Genomic DNA, 24160 nt, shown 5'->3' with positions numbered 1-24160 from the left:
CGATAGAGTGTTGAAATCAGGCTTTTGCGTTTTAGAGCGATGCTTGTAACGCATCGGCTACATGCTTATTTACGTAACATCTCCACAGTGGTTAAATACTGAAAAAAATGGTTGGAAAGCAAATTGTTAAGCTATAAACATGCCTTTCACAGCGGCAATCATGCAGATGTATTGAAACATGTATTGTTATTGGAAACATTGCATCAATTCAAACAAAAGGACAAACCCTTTTGTGTATTCGATACGCATGCTGGAGCAGGTATGTATTCATATGCCGATGCTGAGGTGCAAAAAAATCGAGAATTTGACACCGGCGTAAGCTTGCTTAAAAGGGCAGATTCAACGATACCGGGTATCGCTCTATATCACGCATTAATCGAAAAATTTAGCGCAGACAACCTGCTTCCGGGTTCACCGATATTGATTGCTGAGTCACTTAGAGAAGGGGATGAGCTTACCCTTTTTGAATTGCATGCAACAGAAGTTGATAAACTCAGACAACTATCACAGTTACACTGCGCAAACATCCATCACCGAGATGGTTTTGAGGGCATTGTAGGACTAACACCACCTAAAATTAGACGCGGTGTAGTGATTATCGATCCACCTTATGAGTTGCTCGATGAGTATGCAAAGGTTGTGTCTACTATTAGTAAAGTACTAGAGAAGTGGTCGAATGCTTGCATATTGTTGTGGTATCCGTTACTCACAAAACGAGCTAAGAGCAAAAGTGGACAATCAGAAAAAATGCTACGAAGACTAGCTCCGCTTGCCGAGTCTGGTGCTTTTAAAATCGAGTTAGAGGTAGCGAGTAAAACCGCAGACGTTGGCATGTTTGGCTCGGGTATGCTCGTGATTAATCCACCTTGGCAGCTTTACTCTGCAGCCGAATCGATTATTGCGCACTTAGGCAATCAATTAGGTGCCACTCAAACGGGCCTTGAGTGGCTGGTAAAACCGACCTGATAATGGCAGATAGTAAAGCGTTAAAGCATTTTTACATTCCAGAGGAGCAAAGCATCTATTTGCTTTCGCACTCAGATGCGAAACGACTGAAAGACTGGTTTGCTCTGTGCACTCAACAATTAAAGGAGCACGGCTACAGTCATGTAGAAATGATTGGTAAGGGAGCGTTTGGCTTTGCTTTTGCTGGGATTAATGTCAAAGGCGAGCATCACGTGTTTAAGTTTTCGCGTATTAATCTGCCGCAGCACGTGCAGGACAGACTTGAAGAAGAAGCCTTTATGTTGAGCCAGGTGGATCACCGTTTTGTGCCTGCATTGATAGAGTTTCAACAAATAAAGCGCCAGTCAATCTTGGTTATGCAACGCGCTATTGGAGACGATTTGGAGCGTGTTTCTTTACGTGAAGGGCCTCTTGGTGCGGAAAAAGTCATTAAAATTGCAGTGCAACTAGCCGATGTATTACTGGCGCTGCGAAACAATGTTCACGGCGATGCATTAAAACCAATCGTGCACGGCGACATCAAGCCATCCAATGTGGTCTGGGACGACTCCGCTCAAGAGGTTGGTTTGATTGATTGGGGCTCAAGTGTTTATGCGCAACTAGATGAGCGTGGTCAACATATTAACCAAAACGTCATGGACCTCATGTCCGGTGATCTACAACAAACCAATGCGCGACTGGGTGATGTTTACTTTATTGGTGAGGAACAACTTAATGGTGCATTGTCCTCACCTCGCTTTGACGAACAGGGACTCGCGAGTACGTTGTATGCACTAGCGTCAGGACAATCCAGTCGTTTTGGACGGCATGTGATCCCCCCCGCCTCGTTGGGATTACCCAAAGTATTTGCCGACATTTTGCATGGAATGTTGAGTGATGACGCGATTATACGACGGCAGGCAGGCGATGCATTCTTTGCGAACTTATATTTACTCAAAAACATTAAATTAGCACCGCATCATCATGGACCCATGCCAGCAATGATCCCATCCTGGGTTAGCCCACATGAAAAAGAAATTGAGACAGTGGTTTACAGTTCGCGGAAGTCATATTTGCGACAACAAGTCGATATTAATGATGCTGACCTTAAATACATAAATGACGCACAATTTGAGCGTTACTATAAGAATTACATGCAGGGGATGGGGGAGACCGAGAAGGCTTTTATCGCAGCAGTGTCTCGGTTAGGTAAGTACCCGGTGGTCGGCGGTCTTGTGGTGCGTTGGCAGGCTGAGGGTATCTACATCGATTCAAGTCTGAATCTGGTTGAACCTGAGTTAAAATACAGCTTCGATATGTCCGTCAATGTGGTTGTTACCCTTGCGCGCGCAATTCATCGAGAGGGTATTTTCAAGTGCTGTATGTTCAATGCAAAAGATACTTTGCATGTTGAACGCGAAGATGAAAGCGCCCCCTTTGTTCCAGCACAAAACCTGACCATTGGCTTTGAAAAGAGTAAGCTGTCAGTGTTTGAAGATGAAAGCCGTATGCACTCTTATTTTGAGGATGGAGAAGATCCGGACGAATTACTTAAGTTACCAGAACCCTTGCTTGACGTGATTGCACAGATGAATCAGATCCATCACACAGGCTGTATCATTTTTGAATCATTGCCAACGCACCTGAAAATCCATAACTATTATAAATTGCTCGATCATGCCAAAGAAGAAGAGTTTACTCAGTTACTCGCTAACGTTATTGAGTTGATACCGACCATTGAAGGGATTGGTATCTCTGGCTTTATGAAGTTACCCTACAAAGATACACGTTTTTTTGAGCACCAAGCGGTTGCTAAAACGTACTATTACCCAACTTAGAATAAATGAGTATTCCAACCATATGAAACAGGCAAGCTTGACCCAATTGATGACACTTGAAACGCTAGACGCATCGCTGTATCGAGGGCAAAGCTGGGATTTAGGCTTTCGCGCATTATTCGGAGGGCAGGTGCTAGGACAGTCCTTAGCCGCGGCTACGGCTACAGTGCCTGAAGACCGCTTTTGTCATAGTTACCATTCTTATTTCCTCTTGCCGGGTGACGCGCAAAAACCGGTGATCTACGAGGTCGAAAGTGTAAGAGATGGTGGCAGTTTTTCAACGCGTCGCGTTAAAGCTATTCAAAATGGTAAAAATATATTCTATATGACAGCGTCTTTTCAGGTCGAAGAGGATAACCTTAGCCACCAATACGCATCTATGCCTATAGCGCCAGCTCCAGAATCTACGCTAAGTGATGTTGAGTTCTACGAACAAAATCCACATCTAGTTGGGCGTGGTGTACGTGACGCACTTGAATACCACAAAGCGGTGGAGTTACGTACTGTAGAAGCGATGAAGCCCTACAGTAGTTCTGTTACAGAACCCAAAAAACAGGTTTGGTTGCGTGCGAGCGAAGCAATCCCTCAACATTCAACGACGCTGCAACAAGCGGTTCTTGCTTATGCCTCAGACTTTCATTTTTTAGGTACTGCACTGCAGCCACACGGCGTTGCTATCAATAATCCCAAGCTTAGGATTGCCACAATTGATCACTCAATTTGGTTTCATCGAAAGTTTGATATCAGTGAATGGCATCTTTACGATATGGAAAGTCCTGTATCGGGCAATGCTAGGGGACTTGTGAACGGAAAAGTTTTCAATCAAAAGGGAGAGTTAGTTGCCAGTACAGCGCAAGAAGGATTGGTACGTTTAATGGGAGAGCATAAATGATTTATCGTTTTCAAAAGCACGCACCAAGCGTGGCGGAAAGTGTGTACATTGCGCCAGGCGCACAGGTCATTGGGAATGTCGAACTGCAGGCAAAATCGAGCATCTGGTTTAACGCGGTTGTGCGTGGCGATTGCGATAAAATCACTGTTGGTGAAAGCTCAAACATTCAGGATGGTAGTGTACTGCATACGGATTACGGTATTCCATTGACGATCGGAACTGGAGTGACTGTAGGCCATAAAGTCATGCTGCATGGCTGTCAGATTGGCGACTACAGCTTGATTGGGATCAACGCAGTGGTGCTGAATAATGCAAAAATAGGACGATATTGTGTCATCGGTGCTAATGCACTAATCACAGAAGGAATGGAGATCCCGGATAACTCTTTAGTCATCGGCTCACCCGCGAAAGTCGTCAAAACGATACCTGCCGACATGCAGAATAAATTAGAGGCGTCGGCTGAACATTATGTAAAAAATGCAAAACTATTTGCCGAAGGACTTTCATTGATTGAGAGTTAAACGCCGCAACCTAGAATAAAAAATGCCCAGAATTATTGCTAATTCCGGGCCTAGGGGAATGGCTCATTGCTGAGCCGTGCGCTAACTTTTCCTTCAGGGAGAAATGTACTACAAAAGTCTGAAAATTAATAATAGAACACAATTGATTAAATTATAAACATTTTTTGTGATTATTTTTAAATTGATAATCAGATGTAGCTTTATCACTATAATTTATCCGGATGCTAACACAGAATTTACGCTGAAGTGGTCGTACTTTGTTGATGTGATTGCGGCCAAATATATCACCGCCTAATTCTGTTTTTGACGGGCGTCTTCTGTATAAAAGTTGTGAATGTCTAGCATAACCAATTGAATTCTTGTGAATGTGTGAAACAATGTTGTTTTGAAAAATTCCGAGGCGAGATACATGGCAGCGCAACCTCAATTTACCACGTTTATTCCACAGCAACGAACATTAATGGGGCCCGGCCCATCTGATGTCAGTCCTCGAGTCTTGAATGCGCTGGCGCGACCGACGTTGGGACATCTCGATCCGCAATTTATTCAATTAATGGATGAAGTTGGTGTCTTACTGCGAGACGCGTTTAGAACTAAAAATCAATTAACGATGCCAATTTCTGCACCAGGTTCAGCGGGTATGGAAGCCTGTTTTGCCAATCTAGTTGAGCCCCAAGACAAGGTCATAGTATGTATTAATGGCGTTTTTGGTGGGCGCATGAAGGAAAATATCGTGCGCTGCGGTGGGGAAGCGATTGTCGTTGAAACACCTTGGGGCCAACAAACTGATCCACAACACCTTGAAGACGCTCTAAAGGCAAATCCAGACACGAAGATAGTGGCTTTTGTGCATGCTGAAACCAGCACTGGTGTGCGCAATGATGCTGAAAAGCTATGCGCAATCGCAAAAAGCCATGGTTGTCTAACTATCGTTGACTCTGTGACTTCACTGGCGGGTATTCAACTTGAAATTGATGATTGGCAAATTGATGCAGCCTATTCAGGCTCGCAGAAGTGCCTGAGTTGTGTGCCCGGTCTATCGCCTGTAACTTTCAGCGAGGAGGCACTTAATGTCATTCGTCAACGGAAGTCACCGGTGCAAAGTTGGTTCCTTGATATTAATCTAATACTGGGTTATTGGGGGGAAGGTACCAAACGCGCGTATCATCATACCGCGCCAGTTAATAGTATTTACGCGCTACACGAATCGTTACTAATGTTGCGCGAAGAGGGAATTGAAAACGCGTGGGCGCGTCATGCACACATGCATGAGTTATTACACGATGGTCTTAGCGCGATTGGAATTGAATTTGCCGTTGACGCGGCGTATCGACTACCCCAACTAAATGTTGTTAACATTCCTGACGGTATTGATGATGCCCAGGTTCGTAGTGAGCTATTGCAACGATTTGGACTTGAAATTGGTGCCGGACTTGGTGCGTTTGCCGGGAAAGTTTGGCGTATTGGACTTATGGGCACAGCGTGTACAGAAAAGAATGTGCAACACTGTGTTGCGGCATTGGACGCTGTGATCAATAAAAGACAATAAGAATAAATAATTCGTGTAACATTGGCTCCAGTTGAACAAAACGGTCAGAAAAAATGTTACATCGCATTTGGCTTTTTTTTATCGTTGCCGCGTTCTTAAGCACTGTTTGGCAAGTCTTTATATCTGGTGATTTAGGCGCGTTTGAGACGACCATGGCATCAGTCACTGCGATGGCCAAATTGAGCGTTGAGATTGCTATTGGACTGATTGGATTGTTGGCGTTTTGGTTAGGGGTTTTCAACGTTGCTGAGCATTCGGGGTTAATTGCCAAAGTATCACGAGTGCTTGAGCCTCTGCTTTGTCGTCTTATGCCTGATATTCCGCGCGGTCACCCAGCGATTGGCAGTATTACAATGAATATGTCTGCCAATGTGTTGGGATTAGATAATGCCGCGACTCCTTTTGGTATTAAAGCCATGCAGGACATGCAGACGTTGGCGCCACAAAAGGATACGTTAACCAATAGTCAGATTTTGTTCCTAGTCCTCAACACTTCTTCTGTCACTCTATTCCCCATTGCAGTGTTTTTGTACCGCGCAGAACAAGGAGCGATGCAACCAACCGATGTTTTTATTCCCATCTTATTAGCCACAAGCGCCTCAACACTTACAGGACTTTTCGTTACCTGCGCAGTACAAAAGGTTAATCTATTTAACCGTGTTGTTATTTTTTATTTACTGGGCTTATTTAGCCTTCTGATTAGTATCGTTCTGTATTTTGCAAACCTCGCTACTGAGCAATTGGCGCAACAATCTTCGTTGATTGCTAATTTTGTGCTTTTGTCGTTTATCGTGATTGTGTTAGTCGCGGGGTGGCGGAAAGGGCAAAATACTTACGAACTGTTCGTTGAGGGTGCTAAAAAGGGCTTTGAGGTTGCAATTTCGATCATTCCTTTTTTATTAGCTATGTTATTTGCTATAGGCATGCTCCGTGCAAGCGGTGTTATGGGAGCCGTTGCAGACGGTATAGCGTGGTTTGTCGCTTTGTTCGGGCTTGACACCCGATGGGTTGAGGCGCTACCAACCGCGCTGATGAAACCCCTCAGTGGCTCTGGTGCTAGGGCATTGATGATTGAAACTATGCAGTTTCACGGCGCAGATTCTTTTGTCGGTCGACTTGCTTCTGTGATGCAAGGGTCAACGGAAACAACATTTTATGTGCTTGCTGTTTATTTAGGTGCGGTAGGGATCAAGCACAGTCGCTATGCAGTCGGCTGCTGTTTGGCGGCTGATGTTGCTGGGATCATGGCGGCTATTTTTGTTAGTTATTGGTTTTTTGGTTAATTTGGCTATTGCCTTGTTCAGATTGCATTAAGCTGGTCTTGCTTACACTGCTATTTCTATCCTAAAGGAGTTTCTGATGTATAAAGTTCTCAGTGTAATTTTTATGTTGTGGTGCACGTCGCTTGCGCAAGCGAGCGAAAGGTCAGTCATAATTGTGCAAGGTAATGCTGCAATTAGTGCTGTGCCTGATGCATTTTCAATTACTTTCGTTGTCGAGACGAAAGGCACAGTGGTTACCAAATTGAATCAAGAGGTCACTGCAAAAACTCGGCAGATTATAGCTTTCTTACGGGATAATAATGTTGCTGAGCGACACATACAAACCATGCAAATTCGGCTTAATCCGTATTATGAAAGACACTCTAATGGCGAGTCGAAGGCTGCTGGATTTGTTCTAAGCCGCACCATTTCAGTTACGCATACGGAACTAGAACAGTACGATACGTTGATCGATGGCGTGCTGCGTGCAGGGGCAAACCGGATGGAAAATTTCAATTTTATTATTAGTCAGCAGGACAAGCTGTACGAACAAGCGCTAGTTGCCGCGATGGAAAATGCCCAAAACAAGGCGAAACTACTGTTAAAACCGACCGGCGCAAAGCTAGGTGCATTGATTTCAGTGTCAGAAAACTCTATAAACCATCAACCAGTTATGCGTATGCGAATGATGGCGGCAGATGCCGAAATGTCGAGCGCCGTGCCCGGTACACAAGCTGTCAGCGCACAATTATCAGTCACTTTTGCAGTCGAATAAGGACGCCATGAATACAGATTATCAATTACTCGCCGCTCAGGCCAAGTCACTAATAACCGGAGAAAGCGATATTATTGCCAACATGGCAAATATTAGTGCACTTCTTTTTAATCAACTGCCTGATTTAAATTGGGCGGGTTTTTATCGAGTTATCGATGACGAATTAGTGTTGGGACCGTTTCAAGGACAACCTGCCTGCATTCGGATCCCGATGGGGAAAGGCGTGTGTGGAACCGCAGCAAGTACTCAGCAAACCCAGGTTGTTGATGATGTACATAAATTTGAAGGGCATATCGCGTGTGATGCAGCATCTAATTCTGAAATCGTTATTCCAGTCTTTCAACACGGCAAAGTCGTAGCCGTCTTAGATATTGATTCGCCATTGTTTTCGCGGTTTAGCGAAGTTGAAGCCCATGGCTTGCAAAGTATAGTCAAACTGTTTGAAGAGACCTTAATTTGAAAGAACTTATTGATATTCATACGGTATTATCAACGCCTAGTGATTTGGATGATTTTCATGATGATCCAGAGCAAGCAAGCGATAGTCTAAACCTGCTGCTGCATGCGGTGTATCTGAAATCTCCAGACGATGTTCCACTGCATCGATTAGAAAAAATGTTGCAACATACGTGGGAATTTTGGGTCAATGAGCAACAACTTAGCGATATTGATGACGATGATTTAACGGATTGGGTTGACCAAATGCTAGCAACTTGGGATGATTCAGATCATGAAGAAGATTAAATTACAGCGTTTCACTCTCAATGGATAGCACTGAAAAGTTAGCTAATAGCAAAGAAGTCATCGCATTTCTTGCCGAAAAATTCCCCAACTGTTTCTCAGTTTCTGGTCAAGCGAAACCATTAAAAGTTGGTATCTTTCAAGACTTGGCCGAAGCTTTACAAGATGAGCCTAAAGTCAGTAAAACCTTACTGCGTTCCTCGTTACGTCATTACACTAACAGCTGGCGTTATCTTGAGTCCGTAGTCGTAGGGGCACATCGTGTAAACCTAGCCGGAGAGCAAGACGCCGCGATAGAGGCTGAACATGCTGACCATGCACAAAAGCAATTAGCCGAAAGTAAGGCGCTTGCTGCTGAGAAACGCAAAGATCAGAAACGCACACCGAAAAAACGCAATGAAAAGTCGCGTCAAGGTAAAACGGAGAAGTCGAATGGTATTAAGAAAACCGGAACTTCTTCCCCTAATACTCGCTCTAACAAGCCTGCTCCACAGAAATTAACCACGGACGACATCGTCGTAGGTACTAAAGTTACAGTTAAACTTGGCAAAGTGCCCATGCCAGCAGTAATTACTGATGTAGCTAAAGATGGTATTCACGTGCAACTAGATACTGGAATGGTAGTAAAAGTTGCTGAGGATGCGTTACGTTTGGCGAGTCCCAAGAGGTCGTAATATGAAAAAAATGCTTCGTCTATCCCTGTTGTCATCTTTTGTTGCGGTCGCGTTTGCGAGTGCAGCACCTACCACGGAGACAATCGAGTCACTGCCAATTTTGCAACAAGAGTCGCAACATGAAGCTGCGGCTAAGCGAGTGTCGCGAATGTTTACGCGTGCTCATTATTCAGAAGTGGTATTAGACGATGCATTGTCGGAAAAAATATTTACACGGTTTCTGCGCATCCTCGACAGTAATAGAAATATTCTTTTGCAGGCGGATATAGACAAGTTTGCTGCACACAAGACTGAATTTGACGAGGCGATCAAGTTAGGTGATTTGACCTTAGCCTATGAGATGTATGCACTTAGTCTAGCGAAGCGGGTTGAACGTTTTGAATATGCATTGACATTGCTAGAAACACCGTTTGATTTTACTGTCGCCGGTGATCAATTCCATTATCGCCGTGATGAAGCGGATTGGCCTGTTACAGAGGCTGAGTTGAACGAGTTATGGCGTCAACGGGTCAAGTATGATGCGTTAAATTTAAAGTTGGCTGAAAAGTCGCCAGATGAAATTAAAGAACTGCTAGAGAAGCGATACACACGGGCGATTAAACGTTTGCAGCAAACAACGAGTGAAGACGTTTTTCAAACAGTCATGAATTCTTTCGCGCGCAGCATTGAAGCCCATACCAGTTATTTGTCCCCACGCAATGCGGAACGTTTCCAAATGGATATGAATCTGTCATTTGAGGGGATTGGCGCAGTTTTACAAAGTGAAGATGACTACACGGTAATTAAAAGTATCGTCGCTGGCGGTCCTGCAGATGCTTCAAACAAACTAAAGCCAGAAGATAAAATCGTTGCTGTCGGTCAAGATGATGAGCCCTTTGTTGACGTTATAGGCTGGCGTCTAGATGAAGTGGTCGATTTAATTAAAGGACCAAAGGGCAGTACGGTGCGTTTGCAAGTCATGAAAGGCAGTGGCGATAGCAAGGCGCTTGAGTCGATTGCTCTAGTACGCGACAAGATTAAATTAGAAGACCGCGAAGCGAAGTCCAAAGTTATTATCCCTGAGACCGGTCCAAATCAAGGGGAAAAGGTTGGAGTTATCGAAATACCTTCGTTTTATAATGCATTGCATGAAGATGTTAAGAGAGAAATTGACGAACTTAACGAGCAAGACGTCAAAGCAATGATCATAGATTTACGCGGTAATGGCGGTGGATCATTACCTGAAGCTATTTTGCTCACTGGTCTATTTATTGAGAAGGGACCCGTGGTGCAAATACGTTATGGTGAAGGCCGAGTAAAAGTCGACAAAGATACTGATGGTAAAGTCTACTATGATGGTCCACTAACCGTTCTGGTTGACCGTTACAGTGCGTCTGCCTCGGAAATCTTTGCCGCAGCAATGCAAGATTATAATCGTGCATTGATTATCGGTGAGCAAACTTTTGGCAAAGGGACTGTCCAGCAGCACCGTCCACTAGGCCGAGTCTATGACCTTTACGACAACCCTTTAGGCAGTGTGCAATTCACGATTGCTAAATTTTATCGCATCAATGGTGGCAGCACCCAACACAAAGGTGTAGTGCCTGATATTGCCTATCCTAGCGCAGTAGAACCAGAAGAGTGGGGTGAAAGTCAGGAAGAAAATGCGCTACCTTGGGACAGTATTAGTCGCGCTAACTACATGACGTTTGGTGACAGTCAACAAGCACTTGACGTGCTAACCGCAAAGCATCAAAAGCGTGTAATGCAAGATCCAGAGTTTCAATACTTATATGAAGACATTGCTGAATATCGTGCTCACAAGGATGAAAAGTACATCAGCCTGGTTGAATCTGAGCGTTTAGCCAAAAAACGCGACGCTGATGAAAAACGTCTTGCACGAACTAACGAACGTTTGGTCCGCATGGGGCTTGAGCCAGTAACGGCATTAGATGACGTTCCTGAAGATCTTGAATTTGAAGACCCGTTCCTGTTGGAAGCAGCAAATATCACAGTGGATATGATTGAGACAGGACGCTACGCAATTCGGACAAATTAATTCTACAATTGTAATTAATAATGCTATCTTTCACACTTTGACGGGCTTTCTTAAAGCCCGTTTCTCGTCTTTAGGCGAATGCATAACAGAATAATAACTAAGAGGAATATGCATGAGTGCTCGCGGAGAATTTTCATCTCGCTTTGGCTTTATATTAGCCGCTGCTGGTTCAGCCGTTGGATTAGGTAACATTTGGGGTTTTCCCAATCAGGTTGCTGAAAACGGTGGGGCAGCGTTTGTTTTAGTTTATCTACTTCTGGCGTTCGTATTAGCCTACCCAGTGCTAATGGCAGAGTTAGTGATTGGTCGTGCTAAGCGGGCCAATATGGTTGATGCTCTGGGTAAAATTTCCGGCAATAACTTAGGTCGTGCTGTTGGTTTATGGGGCTGTGTAACAGTGTCGTTAATCCTCGCATTCTACGCAATTGTCGGTGGCTGGATGATTGCTTATTTCTTTGAAGCGATGGTGCGTTATGTCGGCGCAGTAAACACCGCCGATTGGATGATTGGCTTCTCGCTTGAGCGCAATCTATTATTCTGCGCGTTGTTTTTCGGTTTGACCGCATTTATAGTCAATGGCGGTGTAAAACAAGGTATTGAACGTTGGTCAGTACGTCTAATGCCAACGCTTATTCTGATTATCTTAATGTTGATCGTTTACGTTAGCACGCAAGCGGGCGCTGTCGACGGTTGGAAAGCATACCTCGTTCCCGACTTCAGTAAAGTGTTCAATCCAGATCTCCTCATAAGCGCGATGGGGCAAGCTTTTTTTAGTATGTCACTAGGGGTTGGCACCATGCTTGTTTACGGTTCTTATGTCAGCAATAAAGAGAATCTACCAACGCTCGGAGCATCGGTTGCGTTAGTCGATATCGGTGTGGCAATTCTAGCCGGTATGCTAATTATTCCTGCAATGTACGTTGCTTTACACAACGGTGTACAAATCTTTACCGAATCGGGTGCGTTAATTGGCGAAGACCAACTGATATTTACGGTCTTACCTGCGTTATTTGCATCCATAGAAACCATTGGGCCATTTATTGCGTTCGCATTTTTTGCGCTGATGGTTATCGCGTCTTTAACCTCTTCTATTTCAATGCTTGAAGTACCTGTAGCGTATATGGTTGAGAATCGTAAAGTACCGCGCTCACGTGCAGTTTGGATCCTAACACTGATAATATTTGCGCTAAGCACGCTTATAATTTTCAATTTTTCAACGCTTTTTGGCTTAGTTATCACCGCTACGACACAATATAGCCAACCGCTATTAGGAATGGTTCTGTGTATTTTTGCCGGTTGGGTCTGGAATAGAAATGGTTTATTACAGGAGTTGCAGCAAGGGGCGCCAGAGATTGAAAAAACCTTGTTCTGGAAAATCTGGCCCGTGTATGTGAAATTCATTTGCCCAGTTGTTATTTTCTTTATGTTTATCCGCTCAGTGCTGTAGGAAGTGCCAATGTCCGAAACACAACTAAAACAACCTTCTTTATTGGATGCGCTGATCCCTGTCATCGTTTTAATTATTATGATGGGCGGAGCCGTGTTTATATTTGGCGATGGTTCATCGTATGGGCCCAATCAAATCGCACTCCTGATTTCTACGGGTATTGCAGCCATTATCGGTTTAAAAAATGGTTATACATGGCAAGCCATTGAAAAGGGCATTATTAAAGGGATCTCAATGGCACTGGGTGCCTGCCTGATCCTGCTAGCAGTTGGTTCATTAATCGGGACATGGATGTTGGCGGGTACCGTCCCAACCTTAATTTATTTTGGTCTTGAATTGCTTAATCCCGCAATTTTTTATGTTGCTACCTGCGTTATTTGTGCGGTCGTAGCGATGAGTATTGGTAGTTCTTGGACGACTGCTGCGACTGTCGGTGTGGCCCTTATGGGGGTTGCTGCAGGGATGGAAATGTCCGCTGCAATTACGGCGGGAGCGATTATTTCTGGTGCTTATTTTGGCGATAAGATATCACCACTCAGTGAAACAACAAATCTTGCGCCAGCGGTTGCTGGAACCGAGTTGTTTGAACATATACGTTATATGTTGTGGACAACGATCCCAAGTTTTGGATTAGCGTTGGTGTTCTTTCTAATCCTAGGGTTTAATCAGGATTTAGAGGCTTCTTCTGCACGTATAGAAGAAATGCAAACCCTTCTGCAAGGTGAGTTTGAACTCGGATGGCATTTGTTAGTCCCGCTGATTGTGCTGTTAGTTCTAGCGATAAAAAAAGTACCCGCATTCCCCGCTGTCTCTATTGGTGCATTGTTAGGCGGTGTTTGGGCACTGTTATTCCAAACTGATGTCGTAGCAGCAATGAATACCAGTGAGTTCCAAGGCTGGTTGGGAAACGTGACCGTGGTATGGACGGCATTATTTGCGGGTGTTAGCTTTAGTACGCCAGACACAAACTTAAATGATTTGCTCAGTCGGGGTGGCATGGAAAGTATGCTGAACACAATTTGGCTAATCATTTGTGCAATGTCGTTTGGCGCAGTGCTTGATAAAATTGGCTTACTCAGGCGCGTGGTCAGTACCATATTAACAGGGGCGAAGTCAGCCGGCGATATGGTCTCACGCACTATTTTAACCTGTATTGGGACAAATTTAGTGACTGCCGATCAATATATGGCCATCGTTATGCCGGGTCGCATGTTTAAAGAAGAATTTGAATCCCGCGGGCTGAATCAACTGAATTTGTCACGGAGTTTGGAAGATGGCGGAACGATCACCTCAGCGTTGATCCCGTGGAATACCTGTGGAGCATACATGCATGGTGTACTAGGCGTTCATCCATTTACCTATTTTGCCTATGCGTTCTTTAATTGGCTAAGCCCGATCTTAGCCGTTGTATATGCGTACTTGGGTATTAAGATCCTACGGGTAACACCGCCTAATTTAGAAGGTCATATTTCTCCACAAGAATCAAAGTGAAAGCGTTATGAAACAGGCTAAACGATTATCCGATTACACCGCTCCGGCGTTCTCAATTGAAACCGTAAAGCTTGAGGTCCGACTGCATGAGAGTTGCACTAAGGTATTCTCTCGTCTTTCTGTTAAGCGTCTGCATGGGCGCTCGAGTTCTTTTGTATTGGATGGAGAAGGACTTGATTTACTCGCGCTTGAGCTTGATGGTGCGGACTGGTCTATTTACACCAAAACTGATACGCAATTGATTTTGGATGATGTTCCTGCGTCATTTGAACTGGCCATAACAACTCAGTGTGATCCCAGTCAAAATACCTCATTAGAGGGTTTATACCTATCCAATGGAACCTTCTGCACGCAGTGTGAGGCAGAAGGGTTTCGCAAAATTACGTATTTCATGGACCGACCTGACGTGTTGTCCACCTATGAAGTAACCTTGACCGCAAACAAAGCTAAATACCCACAACTGTTGGCGAATGGCAACAAAATCGGAGAAGGCGTAAATAGCGACGGTTCACACTGGGTCACTTGGCAAGACCCATATCCTAAACCGTGCTATTTGTTTGCTTTGGTGGCTGGCGATTTGGCGTGTATTACCGACAGCTTCACTACACGCAGTGGACGCGACGTAGCGATAGAGCTCTATTTAGATAAGCATAACGCGACTCGTGGTGGGCATGCGATTGCGTCCTTGAAGCGTGCGATGCAATGGGATGAAGACACATTTGGGCTAGAGTATGACCTCGACGTGTATATGATTGTCGCAGTGGATTTCTTCAACATGGGCGCTATGGAAAACAAGGGCCTAAATATTTTCAACAGTAAATATGTTTTAGCCGATGAGGCGTCAGCGACTGATGATGACTATTTCAACATTGAATCTGTCATAGCACACGAATATTTTCACAACTGGACGGGCAATCGAGTGACTTGCCGCGATTGGTTTCAATTGTCCTTAAAAGAGGGGTTGACGGTATTTCGCGATCAGTTATTTAGTGAAACATTTAACGCAGAATTATCAACGCGCATTAAGCAGGTAAAGGTCATGCGTGAGCATCAATTTGCAGAAGATGCGAGCCCGATGAGTCACCCCATCCGCCCGCAAGAAGTTATCGAGATGAATAACTTTTACACGGTGACGGTGTACGATAAAGGTGCAGAAGTGATCCGCATGCTGTGGACGCTGTTGGGCGCAATGGGTTTCAAGAAGGGGATGAAGCTTTACTTTGCCCGACACGATGGACAAGCAGTCACCTGTGATGATTTTGTCAATGCAATGCAAGACGCTAATAATGTCGACTTGACGTTGTTTAAACGCTGGTATGAACAATCAGGCACGCCAATAGTTTCAATGCAACGATTGGATGACAAAACGTTACGTGTAAGTCAGCAGACACCAATCACGGCGGATCAAGACAGTAAAGCAGCGTTGTTGATCCCGCTCTCTATTGAACACATCAGCGGTTCAGGAGATGCCATTAAGGCCAGTGGCGAGCGTATTATTTGGCTCGATAGTGACAGTGTCGATATAGCTTTAAATACCGAAGATTCTGACACTGTAGTGATTAACTGCGGTTTTCGCGCGCCGATAAAAGTCGCTGTCGACTATAGTCATCAGCAACTTGCAAAAATTATGCAGTTCGCGTCACATCCTTTTGACCGTTGGGATGCAAGCCAACGGTTGTTCGCGCACGGTGTGGCGCAATGTGCGGCACAGAGTGAATTTATGCCATCAGAAACAGCACAAATTTTTGCTGATTTTGCGCACAATAATAAAGCAAACCTTGAATTGTTGAGTGAAGTATTAGCGGTGCCTAGTTTAGAATCGATCGTCGCTGATTGTTCGCAAGTCGATTTAGACCGATTAATTCCAGCCTACACCAAGGTTAAACGGAGTATTGCTGAAGCGTGTCTACCCATCATGAATGAAGTGGTTGATCAGCTATTACCCCGAGATATGTACAGTTATGACGCTGAAAGTATACTCCAGCGTCGCTGTTTAAATTCAATAGTCCGTTTGGCTGCAGCGTCCCATTTATCTGCGAATACGATTCGCAATCTCTATATGCAATCTGACAATATGACGGATACATTAACTGCGCTGCAGAGTGCCCAGGTATCTGATCTCGACGTGTTCGAGTCGTTAATGGCTGATTTTGAACAACGCTGGCAAAACGATCCGCTCGTCCTTGACAAGTGGTTTGCTTTGCACGCCACCTGCGACCGACCAGATATTCTTGCACGCATGCAATTGCTAATGGCGCATAAACAGTATTCGATTCGAAACCCCAATCGTATCCGTGCGATTTTAGGCAGTTTCGCATTTTACAATCTACCATGGCTGCACGCGGCAGATGGGAGTGGCTACAAGTTTTTAGTTGATCATTTGTTGGAAATCGACGCAGTCAACGCACAAGTGGCCGCGCGTATCGTTACGCCTCTTTTGAGTTGGAAGAAGTTTGACCAACACCGGCAAGACCTGATACAGGCGCAATTATGCCGGTTAGTCGATAATCCGCAAATCAGTCCTGATGTGTTTGAGAAAGTGAGTAAAAGCCTCGCGAGTTAAAGAGCATGAGCTACAATGAATATGAAATATCTATTTGTGTTTCGTATGCTGAATGCGAGCGGCTTTATATGCAAGGCAGCAATACGGTGGTCGTGACTACGACGACCGGCTTGCGCGTCCAGTTGCCAACCAAAAATCTGCGGCCTTTCGTTGGTCCCAAGGGGATCCATGCAAGGTTTAAGCTGGTGACCACGTTGCAACACAAGATTGTAAGCTTTACCCAAATTAGCACGCATGAGCATCGTTCACCTGCTCAATAAATATACGAATTATTAAGCGGCCGACGAATTGTTTTTCAACTGGTACGATTTGTCCTTGCGATTGCGTACAAATGATGTAATCATTTTGTTAATTAGTCTACATACGGTCTTAATGCCATTAACTTTTGTTAACGGCTCAGGAGAATAAAAACGATGACAAACAGGCCTAGTGCATTCAAAAGAACACCTCTTGCAATTGGAATCGCAGCACTTGTTGCGGGTACATGTAATGTGAATGCAAAAACGTGGGAAGTCGGGGATTTTGAAATCAGTCTTGACTCCAACTTTACGATAGCAACGAGTATCCGTACAGAAAAGCGTGATCGTGATCTCATTGGTAAAAGCAATTTACCCCAGTTCGATTGGACGGGTTATAACGCGGCGACCAATGTCATTTACCCATCGGCTGATGTTTGGTCTTACACACGCGGCCAAGGCTCGTATAGCACTAACGGCGACTTGGGGAACTTAGCGTTTGACCAAGGTGATGCATTCTCGACTCAGGTAGTTGGCTTGCATGAACTTGACATTCGTAATGGTGACTTTGGTTTCTTTGCGCGTGGTTTCTATTTTTACGATTTTGAATTGCTCAATGGCAGCCGCTCTTGGGAAAATAAAATAACCGGCAAAGAAGTTGATCTTTGCGATGATCCTGAAGCGCGTAACGAACTATGTGCAGATATCCGTTTGCTCGATGCATTTGCGTATGCGGACCTGTGGGTTGGTGATATGCCTTTGTCGTTGCGTATTGGTGATCAGGTAGTGAGCTGGGGTGAAAGTACTTTTATTCAGCACGGTATCAATACGACAAACCCTGTGGACGTGCCACGCGCACGCGCACCTGGTGCAGAACTTAAGGAAGTATTCATTCCGGTAGGGATGATTTTTGCATCTTTGGGTGTTACTGAGAATTTAAGCTTATCTGCGTACTATCAATACGAGTGGGAAAAGAGTTTACTTCCAGTTGCTGGTAGCTACTTCGCTACTAACGATTTCGCTGGTGAGGGTGGTCAGGAAAATAACATCCAATTAGGTTTTACCGGCAACCCTGATATCGACCTTGATCATTTGATGACGGAAATGAACCGTTTGGGTGATGCATTAAAGGCCGGTGCGAATCCTGCTCAAGTCAGTGGTGCTTTATTAGCCTACAGTACGAAGGTGGGCGTTCGTGGTTGGAGCGACAATGCACATGATGATGCGGATGACCAGGGCCAATATGGTATTAAGATCGGTTACTTCGCTGAAGAATTAAATGGGACTGAATTCGGCTTGTACCATATCAATTACCACAGTCAGCGCCCATTAATTAATGGTATTGCGTCAGATTTTACCCAGGCAGGGATTGCGCGTGATTTGGCTTTCCTAGCTACTGCTGAAGAAATTAATCGCTTTAATATCACGGAGTTGAATACGTTCGCTGAAGCGCGTTTTGTTTATCCTGAAGATATCAAACTGTACGGCTTTAGCTTCAATACTAACGTAGGTACTACTGCGCTAGCCGGTGAAATTGCGTATCGCCAAGATGAACCATTACAAATGGATGATGTTGAATTGCTGTACGCTGCAATGCCAGAGCAGCTTGCTGCGGCTGGTTTGCGACCTGATTTAGCGGGTATCTCACAATACAGCAACACGGGTAGAACTGTAGTGCCCGGTGGAGTTGTAGACGGTGTGTTATTCTCTGATACTATCCAAGCGCAGATGACAGCGTCTCATGTGTTTGGTCCGGTGTTAGGCACTGACAACTTTATTCTTTTGGGCGAAGTGGGTGTGGTTAACATTCAAGATTTTCCTGATCCGAATGTTATTCGTTTAGAGACGCCTGGAACAGCACGTACGCCATCGCTCGAACCGACAACGTTCCCTGATGGAAGTATAAATAATCGTGAAGGTTTACATATCGGTTTATCAGACGGCCCTGAAACTAACGAATTCGCAACCTCGACTGCTTGGGGCTATCGTTTGCTGGCTGTAGCTGATCATAACAACGTGTTCTCTGGGGTGAACTTACGTACCCGTGTTACGTTCTCACATGATGTCAACGGTACTACACCAAATCCTTTGTTCTTATTCACTGAAGACGTTAAGTCAGCGAATGTCAGCTTTACTTTTGACTATTTAAGTCGCTGGTCATTTACCGCTGCATATAATGCATTCTGGGATGGTGCAGGTACAGCTAATCCACTATCTGATCGTGACTTTGTGTCTTTCAATATTAAGTACGCAATCTAGGAAGAAGTATGATGATGAAAAAATTTGGAATGCTGGCAGCCGCTATGGCTTTAGCGCTATCAAGTCAAACTGCGCTAGCCAAAGTAAGTGCTGATGAAGCAGCGAAATTAGGTGCCTCTTTAACCCCTCTGGGTGCAGAAAAGGCAGGCAATGCCGATGGTTCAATTCCAGCATGGGATGGCGGTATAACCTCAGCTCCAGCAGGTTTTGTTCCCGGTGGTTTCCATATTGACCCGTTCCCTGATGATAAGCCGTTATTTGAAATTACTGCGGCTAACTACCAAGAATATGCGGATCTTCTGAGTGACGGTCAGAAGAAAATGTTTGCTACCTATCCTGATACGTACCGTATGCCGGTGTACCAGACGCGTCGCACTGCATCAAACCCCCAAGCTATTTATGATGCGACCAAAGCGAATGCAACACGTGCTGAGCTACTCGACGGTGGTAATGGACTTAAAGGCGCAGCTATTGGTATTCCGTTCCCAATTCCACAAGATGGTTTAGAGGCGATTTGGAACCACATTTTACGTTACCGTGGCGAAGCTGTTGCACGCTTCGGTGGTCAGGCAGCTGTTACAGCAAGTGGTGACTATAATGTTATTGGGTTCGATGAAGAGCTTCTTATTAACTACGCGCGTCCAGGTGTTACACCGGAAGAATTGCTAGAACAAAATATCTTATTCATGTTTAAGCAACAGGTAACGAAGCCTGCTCGTTTGGCTGGTACTGCATTGTTAGTGCATGAAACCGTTGACCAGATTAAGGAGCCGCGGAAGGCTTGGACATATAACACCGGTCAACGTCGTGTACGCTTAGCGCCTAACATTGCGTATGATACGCCTGGAACTGCGGCTGACGGTCTACGTACCACTGATGACTTTGATATGTTTAACGGTTCTCCTAACCGCTACAACTGGGAGTTAAAGGGTAAACAAGAGTTATATATTGCCTATAATAACTACAAATTGCACAGTGATAAGTCCAGTTATGCAGATATCTTGACACCTAATCACGTTAATCCGGATTTAACACGGTTTGAGAAACACCGCGTATGGGTTGTTGAAGCGACATTGAAGCCTGAATTCCGCCACGTTTACCAGAAGCGTGTATTCTATATTGACGAGGATAGCTGGCAGATCCATGTTGCTGATATGTATGATAATCGTGGCGAACTGTATCGTGTCGGGTTAGCATATGGTGTAAATTATTATGATGTTCCGACACATTGGTCTACGCTTGATGTATACCATGACCTTAACTCGCGTCGTTACTTAGCCATAGGATTGGATAATGAAGAGAAAATGTATGATTTCACCATCCGTCCAGATGAGAAAGAGTTTACGGCTTCGGCATTGCGTCGCGAAGGTAAGCGTTAATAATCGTGCAAACTAGAGCGGTTGGTGCTATTGCGGTAGCGCCAACCGCTTTTTTTATAAGTGGTTGATTATGATAAGAAAACGTTCCGTTCTTTTAGCTAGTTTTTTACTGCAAGCCAGTTTCTTTACCCAGGCTGATACTTTTCAGGCTCCGCTCGTTGAAAAATCCTTGTTACTGGATGCCGCCAGCAAACAGTTCTCAGTAGTTGTTGGCGAGCGTGGTCATGTGTTGGTTTCCGCTGCTGAAAGTCCAGAATATGAACAAGTTTCCTTACCACTTGCGACCACGCTGACTGCTGTAGATATTGCAGGAGAGGGGATATTTGTTGCTGGTCATGATGCAACGATTATGTTTACCCCAGACAAAGGAAAAACCTGGTCTGTTCAGCTTAATGAGCCTGAATTAGAACGTCCAATCCTAGATATTCACTTTTTTAATCCTCAAGAAGGCATCGCTGTTGGTGCTTACGGTTTGTTTTATCGCACGACTGATGGCGGCGAAACCTGGCAAAACGAGCAACACGCTACGCTATTGAACCCGTTAGACATTGAGTACCTCGAAGAGATACGAGCGGAAGATGAAGCGTTTTACCTGCAAGAACTCAACTCAATCCTGCCACACATTAATCGCGTGTATGAGTTTAATGATAAGGTTTATGCTGCCGGTGAAATGGGCTTATTGGCTTGGAGTAATGATCAGGGGCGTTCATGGAATCGTTATCCGCTAGACTATGCGGGTTCCTTTTTTGATATTCATCCAATGAGCGAAGATTTTAAAATAGCTGCAGGTTTGCGAGGAGCTGTTTATGTACTCATGAACGATGGCCAGTGGCGTTCGGTAAATAGTTGTACAACCGCAACCCTTAACTCGATAGTCGAAGTTGCTGAAAATCAGCTGCTGATTGTTGGGAATAACGGAGCCATATTGTCAGTGGATTTGCCCACCTTGCGCGCCAATCTGAATGCTGATTGTGGTGCTAATGGCATCCAATATCAACAGTTGAATAGTAAAAGTGCTATTGCAACTGTAGTCACTAATAATCAACAATTCGTCGCAGTTACTGCAGATGGATTGCAGCCGCTCAACCTGAAGTAGGACGCTTTATGTCGACGATCAGCCACTTTTTAGAACGCCTTGTTTTTAACAACCGGATGGTTGTTATTGCCGTGTTTTCTCTAATCACATTGGGATTGTTATATAGCGCTACGCAATTAAAACTCGATGCTGGTTTTGAAAAGAATATCCCACTCAACCATGAATATATGCAAACCTACATGGAGCATCGCAAAGATTTTGGTGGTGCGAATAATATCTTGGTATCTGTGTGTGATACGAGCGGTGACATTTTTAATACACATTTTTTCGATACGTTAAAAAATGTACATGACCAACTCTTCTTTATTAATGGTGTTGACCGCTCATTAGTTATTTCTTTATTTGCTCCATCTACTCGATTTACAGAAATTGTTGAAGGCGGATTCGCCGGCGGTCCGGTGATCCCGGCCGACTTTAATTCTACCAGCGAAGAAGCGCTACAATTGGTAGCAGCCAATATTGAAAAAGCTAAAATTGTTGGTCGTCAGGTGTCAGACGATTATAGCTGTGCCATGGTCACTGCCCAATTACTGGATATCGATCCGGAAACAGGCGAGGCCCTTGATACATTAGCGATTGCTGCGGAGCTTGAAGACAAGCTGCGCGGCCAGTATGAAAGCGACAAAATTTCTATTCACATCATTGGTTTTGCCAAAATGATTGGTGATGTGGCTGATGGTGCAAAAGACGTATTGTTATTCTTCGCTATTGCCATCGTGATCACCGCGTTTATGGTTTACTTCTTCTGTAAATCACTGATGCTGACATTCTTGCCATTACTGTGTTCAATCATAGCTGTGATCTGGCAATTAGGATTATTGACAGTATTAGGTTTTGGTTTAGATCCGATGTCTATTTTGGTTCCCTTCTTGGTTTTTGCAATTGGCGTTTCTCATGGCGTGCAAATGATCAATGCGGTGGGTAAGGATGTTGTATCGGGCTTATCGGTATTTCAAGCGGCGAAAGATGCATTCCGTGTTCTATTGATCCCAGGCGGCATTGCCTTGCTATCAGATACCGTAGGTTTCATGACACTGCTCGTTATTGATATAGGGATTATTCGGGAACTTGCCATCACTGCAAGTATGGGTGTTGCAGTTATTATCTTTACCAATTTATTGTTATTGCCAGTTCTGATGTCATATTTGAAACTGGACGATAATTACAAGCGCAAATTTGCAGGTAAAGAAAATCGCTCGGATCGTTTCTGGAATGCGGTTGCCGCTTGTTCTAAGAAAGGTACCGCTATCGTAATCGTTTTGGTGACTGGCTTGTTGTTTGTACTCGGCTACTTACAATCGCAAAATATGAAAATAGGCGATCTACATGCCGGGGCTCCAGCACTGCATGAATACAGTCGTTACAACCAGGATACCTTTTTAATTACCGACCGCTATGAAATCACGGTTGATTACATTTCGGTGATCGTCGAAACGGTTCCAGAAGCATGTACATCTTACGAAGTGATGAACGCCATAGACGATTTCCAGTGGCGCATGGAAAATGTGCCCGGGGTGCAATCGACGGTATCTTTAGCTTCGGTGGCTAAGATTGTTAACGCTGGTTACAACGAAGGCAATATCAAATGGCAGATCCTGCCTCGTAATCAACAAACACTAGTACAAGCGATTTCTCGCGTACCCACGTCGTCAGGCCTTCTCAATGGTGACTGTTCAGTGATGCCTGTGATTTTATTTATGCAAGATCACAAAGCAGAAACTATCTCTAGAGTGGTTGATGCAGTTAAAGCGTACGGTGCCGAGTTCGAAACTGATACACTCAAGTTTAAATTGGCTTCAGGGCCCGTCGGGGTAATGGCAGCAACTAACGAAGCAGTCGACGCTGCGCAGGACCCAATGATGCTGTATGTTTTCGGCGCGGTCATTTTACTCTGTTTGCTAAGCTTTAAGTCGTTACGCTCGACCTTGTCAGTGGTTATCCCACTCTACGTTGTATCGGTGCTGGCTCAGGCGTTGATGACATTGCTAGAGATTGGATTAACCGTATCTACTTTGCCGGTGATTGCTTTGGGTGTGGGTATTGGTGTTGATTATGGTATTTACATTCTGTCAACGATGAGTGCTCGATTGAAGCAAGGCGCTTCGGTAGAGGATGCTTATTTAGACGCATTAAAGGAGCGGGGAAGTGCGGTACTATTCACCGGTATAACTTTGGCTGTCGGCGTGAGTACATGGGTGTTTTCAGCGCTGAAATTCCAGATGGATATGGGGATTCTATTAACCTTCATGTTTGTCGTTAATATGCTTGGAGCGATAGTCGTATTGCCGGCGATTGCGCGTTTACTTTGGTTTAACCGCAGCAAAAATTGTTAGCCCATTGGTTAGACCAGTAAATTACGCATAAATAAGTACGAAAAGGGCATAATATGCCCTTTTTTATTGCTTAATTTGAATACTTATCTAAAGTGTAAATTAATCGTTAAATTATCGCTTT

The 24160-nt window shown here is 44.5% G+C and carries 19 protein-coding genes; all 19 read left to right on the top strand.

From position 1 onward, the window contains the following. Positions 1 to 123 precede the first annotated feature (123 nt). The 19 genes from AC121Z_RS08665 to AC121Z_RS08575 all read left to right on the top strand — a co-directional run bounded on the left by AC121Z_RS08665 (position 124) and on the right by AC121Z_RS08575 (position 24039). Positions 124 to 966 (top strand): 23S rRNA (adenine(2030)-N(6))-methyltransferase RlmJ, encoded by an 843-nt coding sequence (locus tag AC121Z_RS08665; RefSeq protein WP_498123634.1) that lies wholly within the window; start codon positions 124 to 126, stop codon positions 964 to 966. Positions 967 to 968: 2 nt separating this feature from the next. Continuing rightward, the gene (locus tag AC121Z_RS08660; RefSeq protein WP_498123633.1) at positions 969 to 2783 is read left to right on the top strand and encodes a serine/threonine protein kinase; all 1815 of its coding nucleotides are present in this window, start codon (positions 969 to 971) and stop codon (positions 2781 to 2783) included. 22 nt (positions 2784 to 2805) lie between these two features. Continuing rightward, entirely contained in the window at positions 2806 to 3675 is an 870-nt protein-coding gene (locus tag AC121Z_RS08655) for an acyl-CoA thioesterase domain-containing protein (RefSeq protein WP_498123632.1), read from the top strand. Further along, on the top strand, positions 3672 to 4196 hold the full coding sequence (locus AC121Z_RS08650) for a gamma carbonic anhydrase family protein (RefSeq protein ID WP_498123631.1): 525 nt from the start codon (positions 3672 to 3674) through the stop codon (positions 4194 to 4196). Before AC121Z_RS08655 ends, AC121Z_RS08650 begins: the two co-directional genes overlap by 4 nt. Positions 4197 to 4656: 460 nt before the next feature. After that, the gene (locus AC121Z_RS08645) at positions 4657 to 5745 is read left to right on the top strand and encodes a pyridoxal-phosphate-dependent aminotransferase family protein (protein WP_498128196.1); all 1089 of its coding nucleotides are present in this window, start codon (positions 4657 to 4659) and stop codon (positions 5743 to 5745) included. A 53-nt stretch (positions 5746 to 5798) separates the two neighbouring features. After that, entirely contained in the window at positions 5799 to 7028 is a 1230-nt protein-coding gene (locus AC121Z_RS08640) for a nucleoside recognition domain-containing protein (RefSeq protein ID WP_498123630.1), read from the top strand. Positions 7029 to 7104: 76 nt separating this feature from the next. Next, the gene (locus AC121Z_RS08635) at positions 7105 to 7782 is read left to right on the top strand and encodes an SIMPL domain-containing protein (RefSeq protein WP_498123629.1); all 678 of its coding nucleotides are present in this window, start codon (positions 7105 to 7107) and stop codon (positions 7780 to 7782) included. Positions 7783 to 7789: 7 nt separating this feature from the next. Continuing rightward, positions 7790 to 8242, top strand: coding sequence for a GAF domain-containing protein (locus tag AC121Z_RS08630; RefSeq protein ID WP_498123628.1), 453 nt, complete (start codon positions 7790 to 7792; stop codon positions 8240 to 8242). Next, positions 8239 to 8526 (top strand): hypothetical protein, encoded by a 288-nt coding sequence (locus AC121Z_RS08625; protein ID WP_498123627.1) that lies wholly within the window; start codon positions 8239 to 8241, stop codon positions 8524 to 8526. The genes AC121Z_RS08630 and AC121Z_RS08625 overlap by 4 nt, the downstream gene beginning before the upstream one ends. A 20-nt stretch (positions 8527 to 8546) precedes the next feature. Further along, positions 8547 to 9197, top strand: a complete 651-nt coding sequence (proQ, locus tag AC121Z_RS08620; RefSeq protein ID WP_498123626.1) for an RNA chaperone ProQ — start codon at positions 8547 to 8549, stop codon at positions 9195 to 9197. A gap of 1 nt (position 9198) precedes the next feature. Beyond that, entirely contained in the window at positions 9199 to 11235 is a 2037-nt protein-coding gene (gene prc, locus AC121Z_RS08615; protein ID WP_498123625.1) for a carboxy terminal-processing peptidase, read from the top strand. Between the two features lie 112 nt (positions 11236 to 11347). After that, positions 11348 to 12682, top strand: coding sequence for a sodium-dependent transporter (locus AC121Z_RS08610; RefSeq protein ID WP_498123624.1), 1335 nt, complete (start codon positions 11348 to 11350; stop codon positions 12680 to 12682). 9 nt (positions 12683 to 12691) lie between these two features. Continuing rightward, on the top strand, positions 12692 to 14173 hold the full coding sequence (gene nhaC, locus AC121Z_RS08605) for a Na+/H+ antiporter NhaC (protein ID WP_498123623.1): 1482 nt from the start codon (positions 12692 to 12694) through the stop codon (positions 14171 to 14173). A 7-nt stretch (positions 14174 to 14180) separates the two neighbouring features. After that, positions 14181 to 16736, top strand: coding sequence for an aminopeptidase N (gene pepN / locus AC121Z_RS08600; protein ID WP_498123622.1), 2556 nt, complete (start codon positions 14181 to 14183; stop codon positions 16734 to 16736). Between the two features lie 5 nt (positions 16737 to 16741). Further along, on the top strand, positions 16742 to 16996 hold the full coding sequence (locus AC121Z_RS08595) for a DUF2835 family protein (RefSeq protein WP_498123621.1): 255 nt from the start codon (positions 16742 to 16744) through the stop codon (positions 16994 to 16996). Between the two features lie 153 nt (positions 16997 to 17149). Beyond that, positions 17150 to 19231, top strand: coding sequence for a DUF1302 domain-containing protein (locus tag AC121Z_RS08590; protein WP_498123620.1), 2082 nt, complete (start codon positions 17150 to 17152; stop codon positions 19229 to 19231). 11 nt (positions 19232 to 19242) lie between these two features. Beyond that, complete coding sequence (locus AC121Z_RS08585; RefSeq protein ID WP_498128195.1) at positions 19243 to 20610, top strand: DUF1329 domain-containing protein; 1368 nt, start codon at positions 19243 to 19245, stop codon at positions 20608 to 20610. Between the two features lie 70 nt (positions 20611 to 20680). Then, complete coding sequence (locus AC121Z_RS08580; RefSeq protein ID WP_498123619.1) at positions 20681 to 21706, top strand: WD40/YVTN/BNR-like repeat-containing protein; 1026 nt, start codon at positions 20681 to 20683, stop codon at positions 21704 to 21706. A gap of 8 nt (positions 21707 to 21714) precedes the next feature. After that, positions 21715 to 24039 carry an efflux RND transporter permease subunit gene (locus tag AC121Z_RS08575; protein WP_498123618.1) on the top strand — a complete coding sequence of 775 codons (2325 nt, stop codon included), beginning with the start codon at positions 21715 to 21717 and terminating at the stop codon, positions 24037 to 24039. The last annotated feature ends 121 nt before the right edge of the window (positions 24040 to 24160 follow it).

The sequence above is a fragment of the Alteromonas sp. DYW1 genome (genome assembly GCF_059752595.1).
Note: the sequence above shows the minus strand (reverse complement) of the source record. Positions and strands in the feature narration are given on the sequence as shown.

Coding starts and splice junctions, on each gene's coding strand:
- AC121Z_RS08650 (WP_498123631.1), top strand. CDS start 3,672: ATGATTTATCGTTTTCAAAAGCACGCACCAAGCGTGGCGGAAAGTGTG.
- AC121Z_RS08590 (WP_498123620.1), top strand. CDS start 17,150: ATGACAAACAGGCCTAGTGCATTCAAAAGAACACCTCTTGCAATTGGA.
- nhaC (WP_498123623.1), top strand. CDS start 12,692: ATGTCCGAAACACAACTAAAACAACCTTCTTTATTGGATGCGCTGATC.
- AC121Z_RS08655 (WP_498123632.1), top strand. CDS start 2,806: ATGAAACAGGCAAGCTTGACCCAATTGATGACACTTGAAACGCTAGAC.
- AC121Z_RS08610 (WP_498123624.1), top strand. CDS start 11,348: ATGAGTGCTCGCGGAGAATTTTCATCTCGCTTTGGCTTTATATTAGCC.
- AC121Z_RS08645 (WP_498128196.1), top strand. CDS start 4,657: ATGGGGCCCGGCCCATCTGATGTCAGTCCTCGAGTCTTGAATGCGCTG.
- AC121Z_RS08630 (WP_498123628.1), top strand. CDS start 7,790: ATGAATACAGATTATCAATTACTCGCCGCTCAGGCCAAGTCACTAATA.
- prc (WP_498123625.1), top strand. CDS start 9,199: ATGAAAAAAATGCTTCGTCTATCCCTGTTGTCATCTTTTGTTGCGGTC.
- AC121Z_RS08635 (WP_498123629.1), top strand. CDS start 7,105: ATGTATAAAGTTCTCAGTGTAATTTTTATGTTGTGGTGCACGTCGCTT.
- proQ (WP_498123626.1), top strand. CDS start 8,547: ATGGATAGCACTGAAAAGTTAGCTAATAGCAAAGAAGTCATCGCATTT.
- AC121Z_RS08580 (WP_498123619.1), top strand. CDS start 20,681: ATGATAAGAAAACGTTCCGTTCTTTTAGCTAGTTTTTTACTGCAAGCC.
- AC121Z_RS08585 (WP_498128195.1), top strand. CDS start 19,243: ATGATGAAAAAATTTGGAATGCTGGCAGCCGCTATGGCTTTAGCGCTA.
- AC121Z_RS08575 (WP_498123618.1), top strand. CDS start 21,715: ATGTCGACGATCAGCCACTTTTTAGAACGCCTTGTTTTTAACAACCGG.
- AC121Z_RS08660 (WP_498123633.1), top strand. CDS start 969: ATGGCAGATAGTAAAGCGTTAAAGCATTTTTACATTCCAGAGGAGCAA.
- pepN (WP_498123622.1), top strand. CDS start 14,181: ATGAAACAGGCTAAACGATTATCCGATTACACCGCTCCGGCGTTCTCA.
- AC121Z_RS08640 (WP_498123630.1), top strand. CDS start 5,799: ATGTTACATCGCATTTGGCTTTTTTTTATCGTTGCCGCGTTCTTAAGC.
- AC121Z_RS08595 (WP_498123621.1), top strand. CDS start 16,742: ATGAGCTACAATGAATATGAAATATCTATTTGTGTTTCGTATGCTGAA.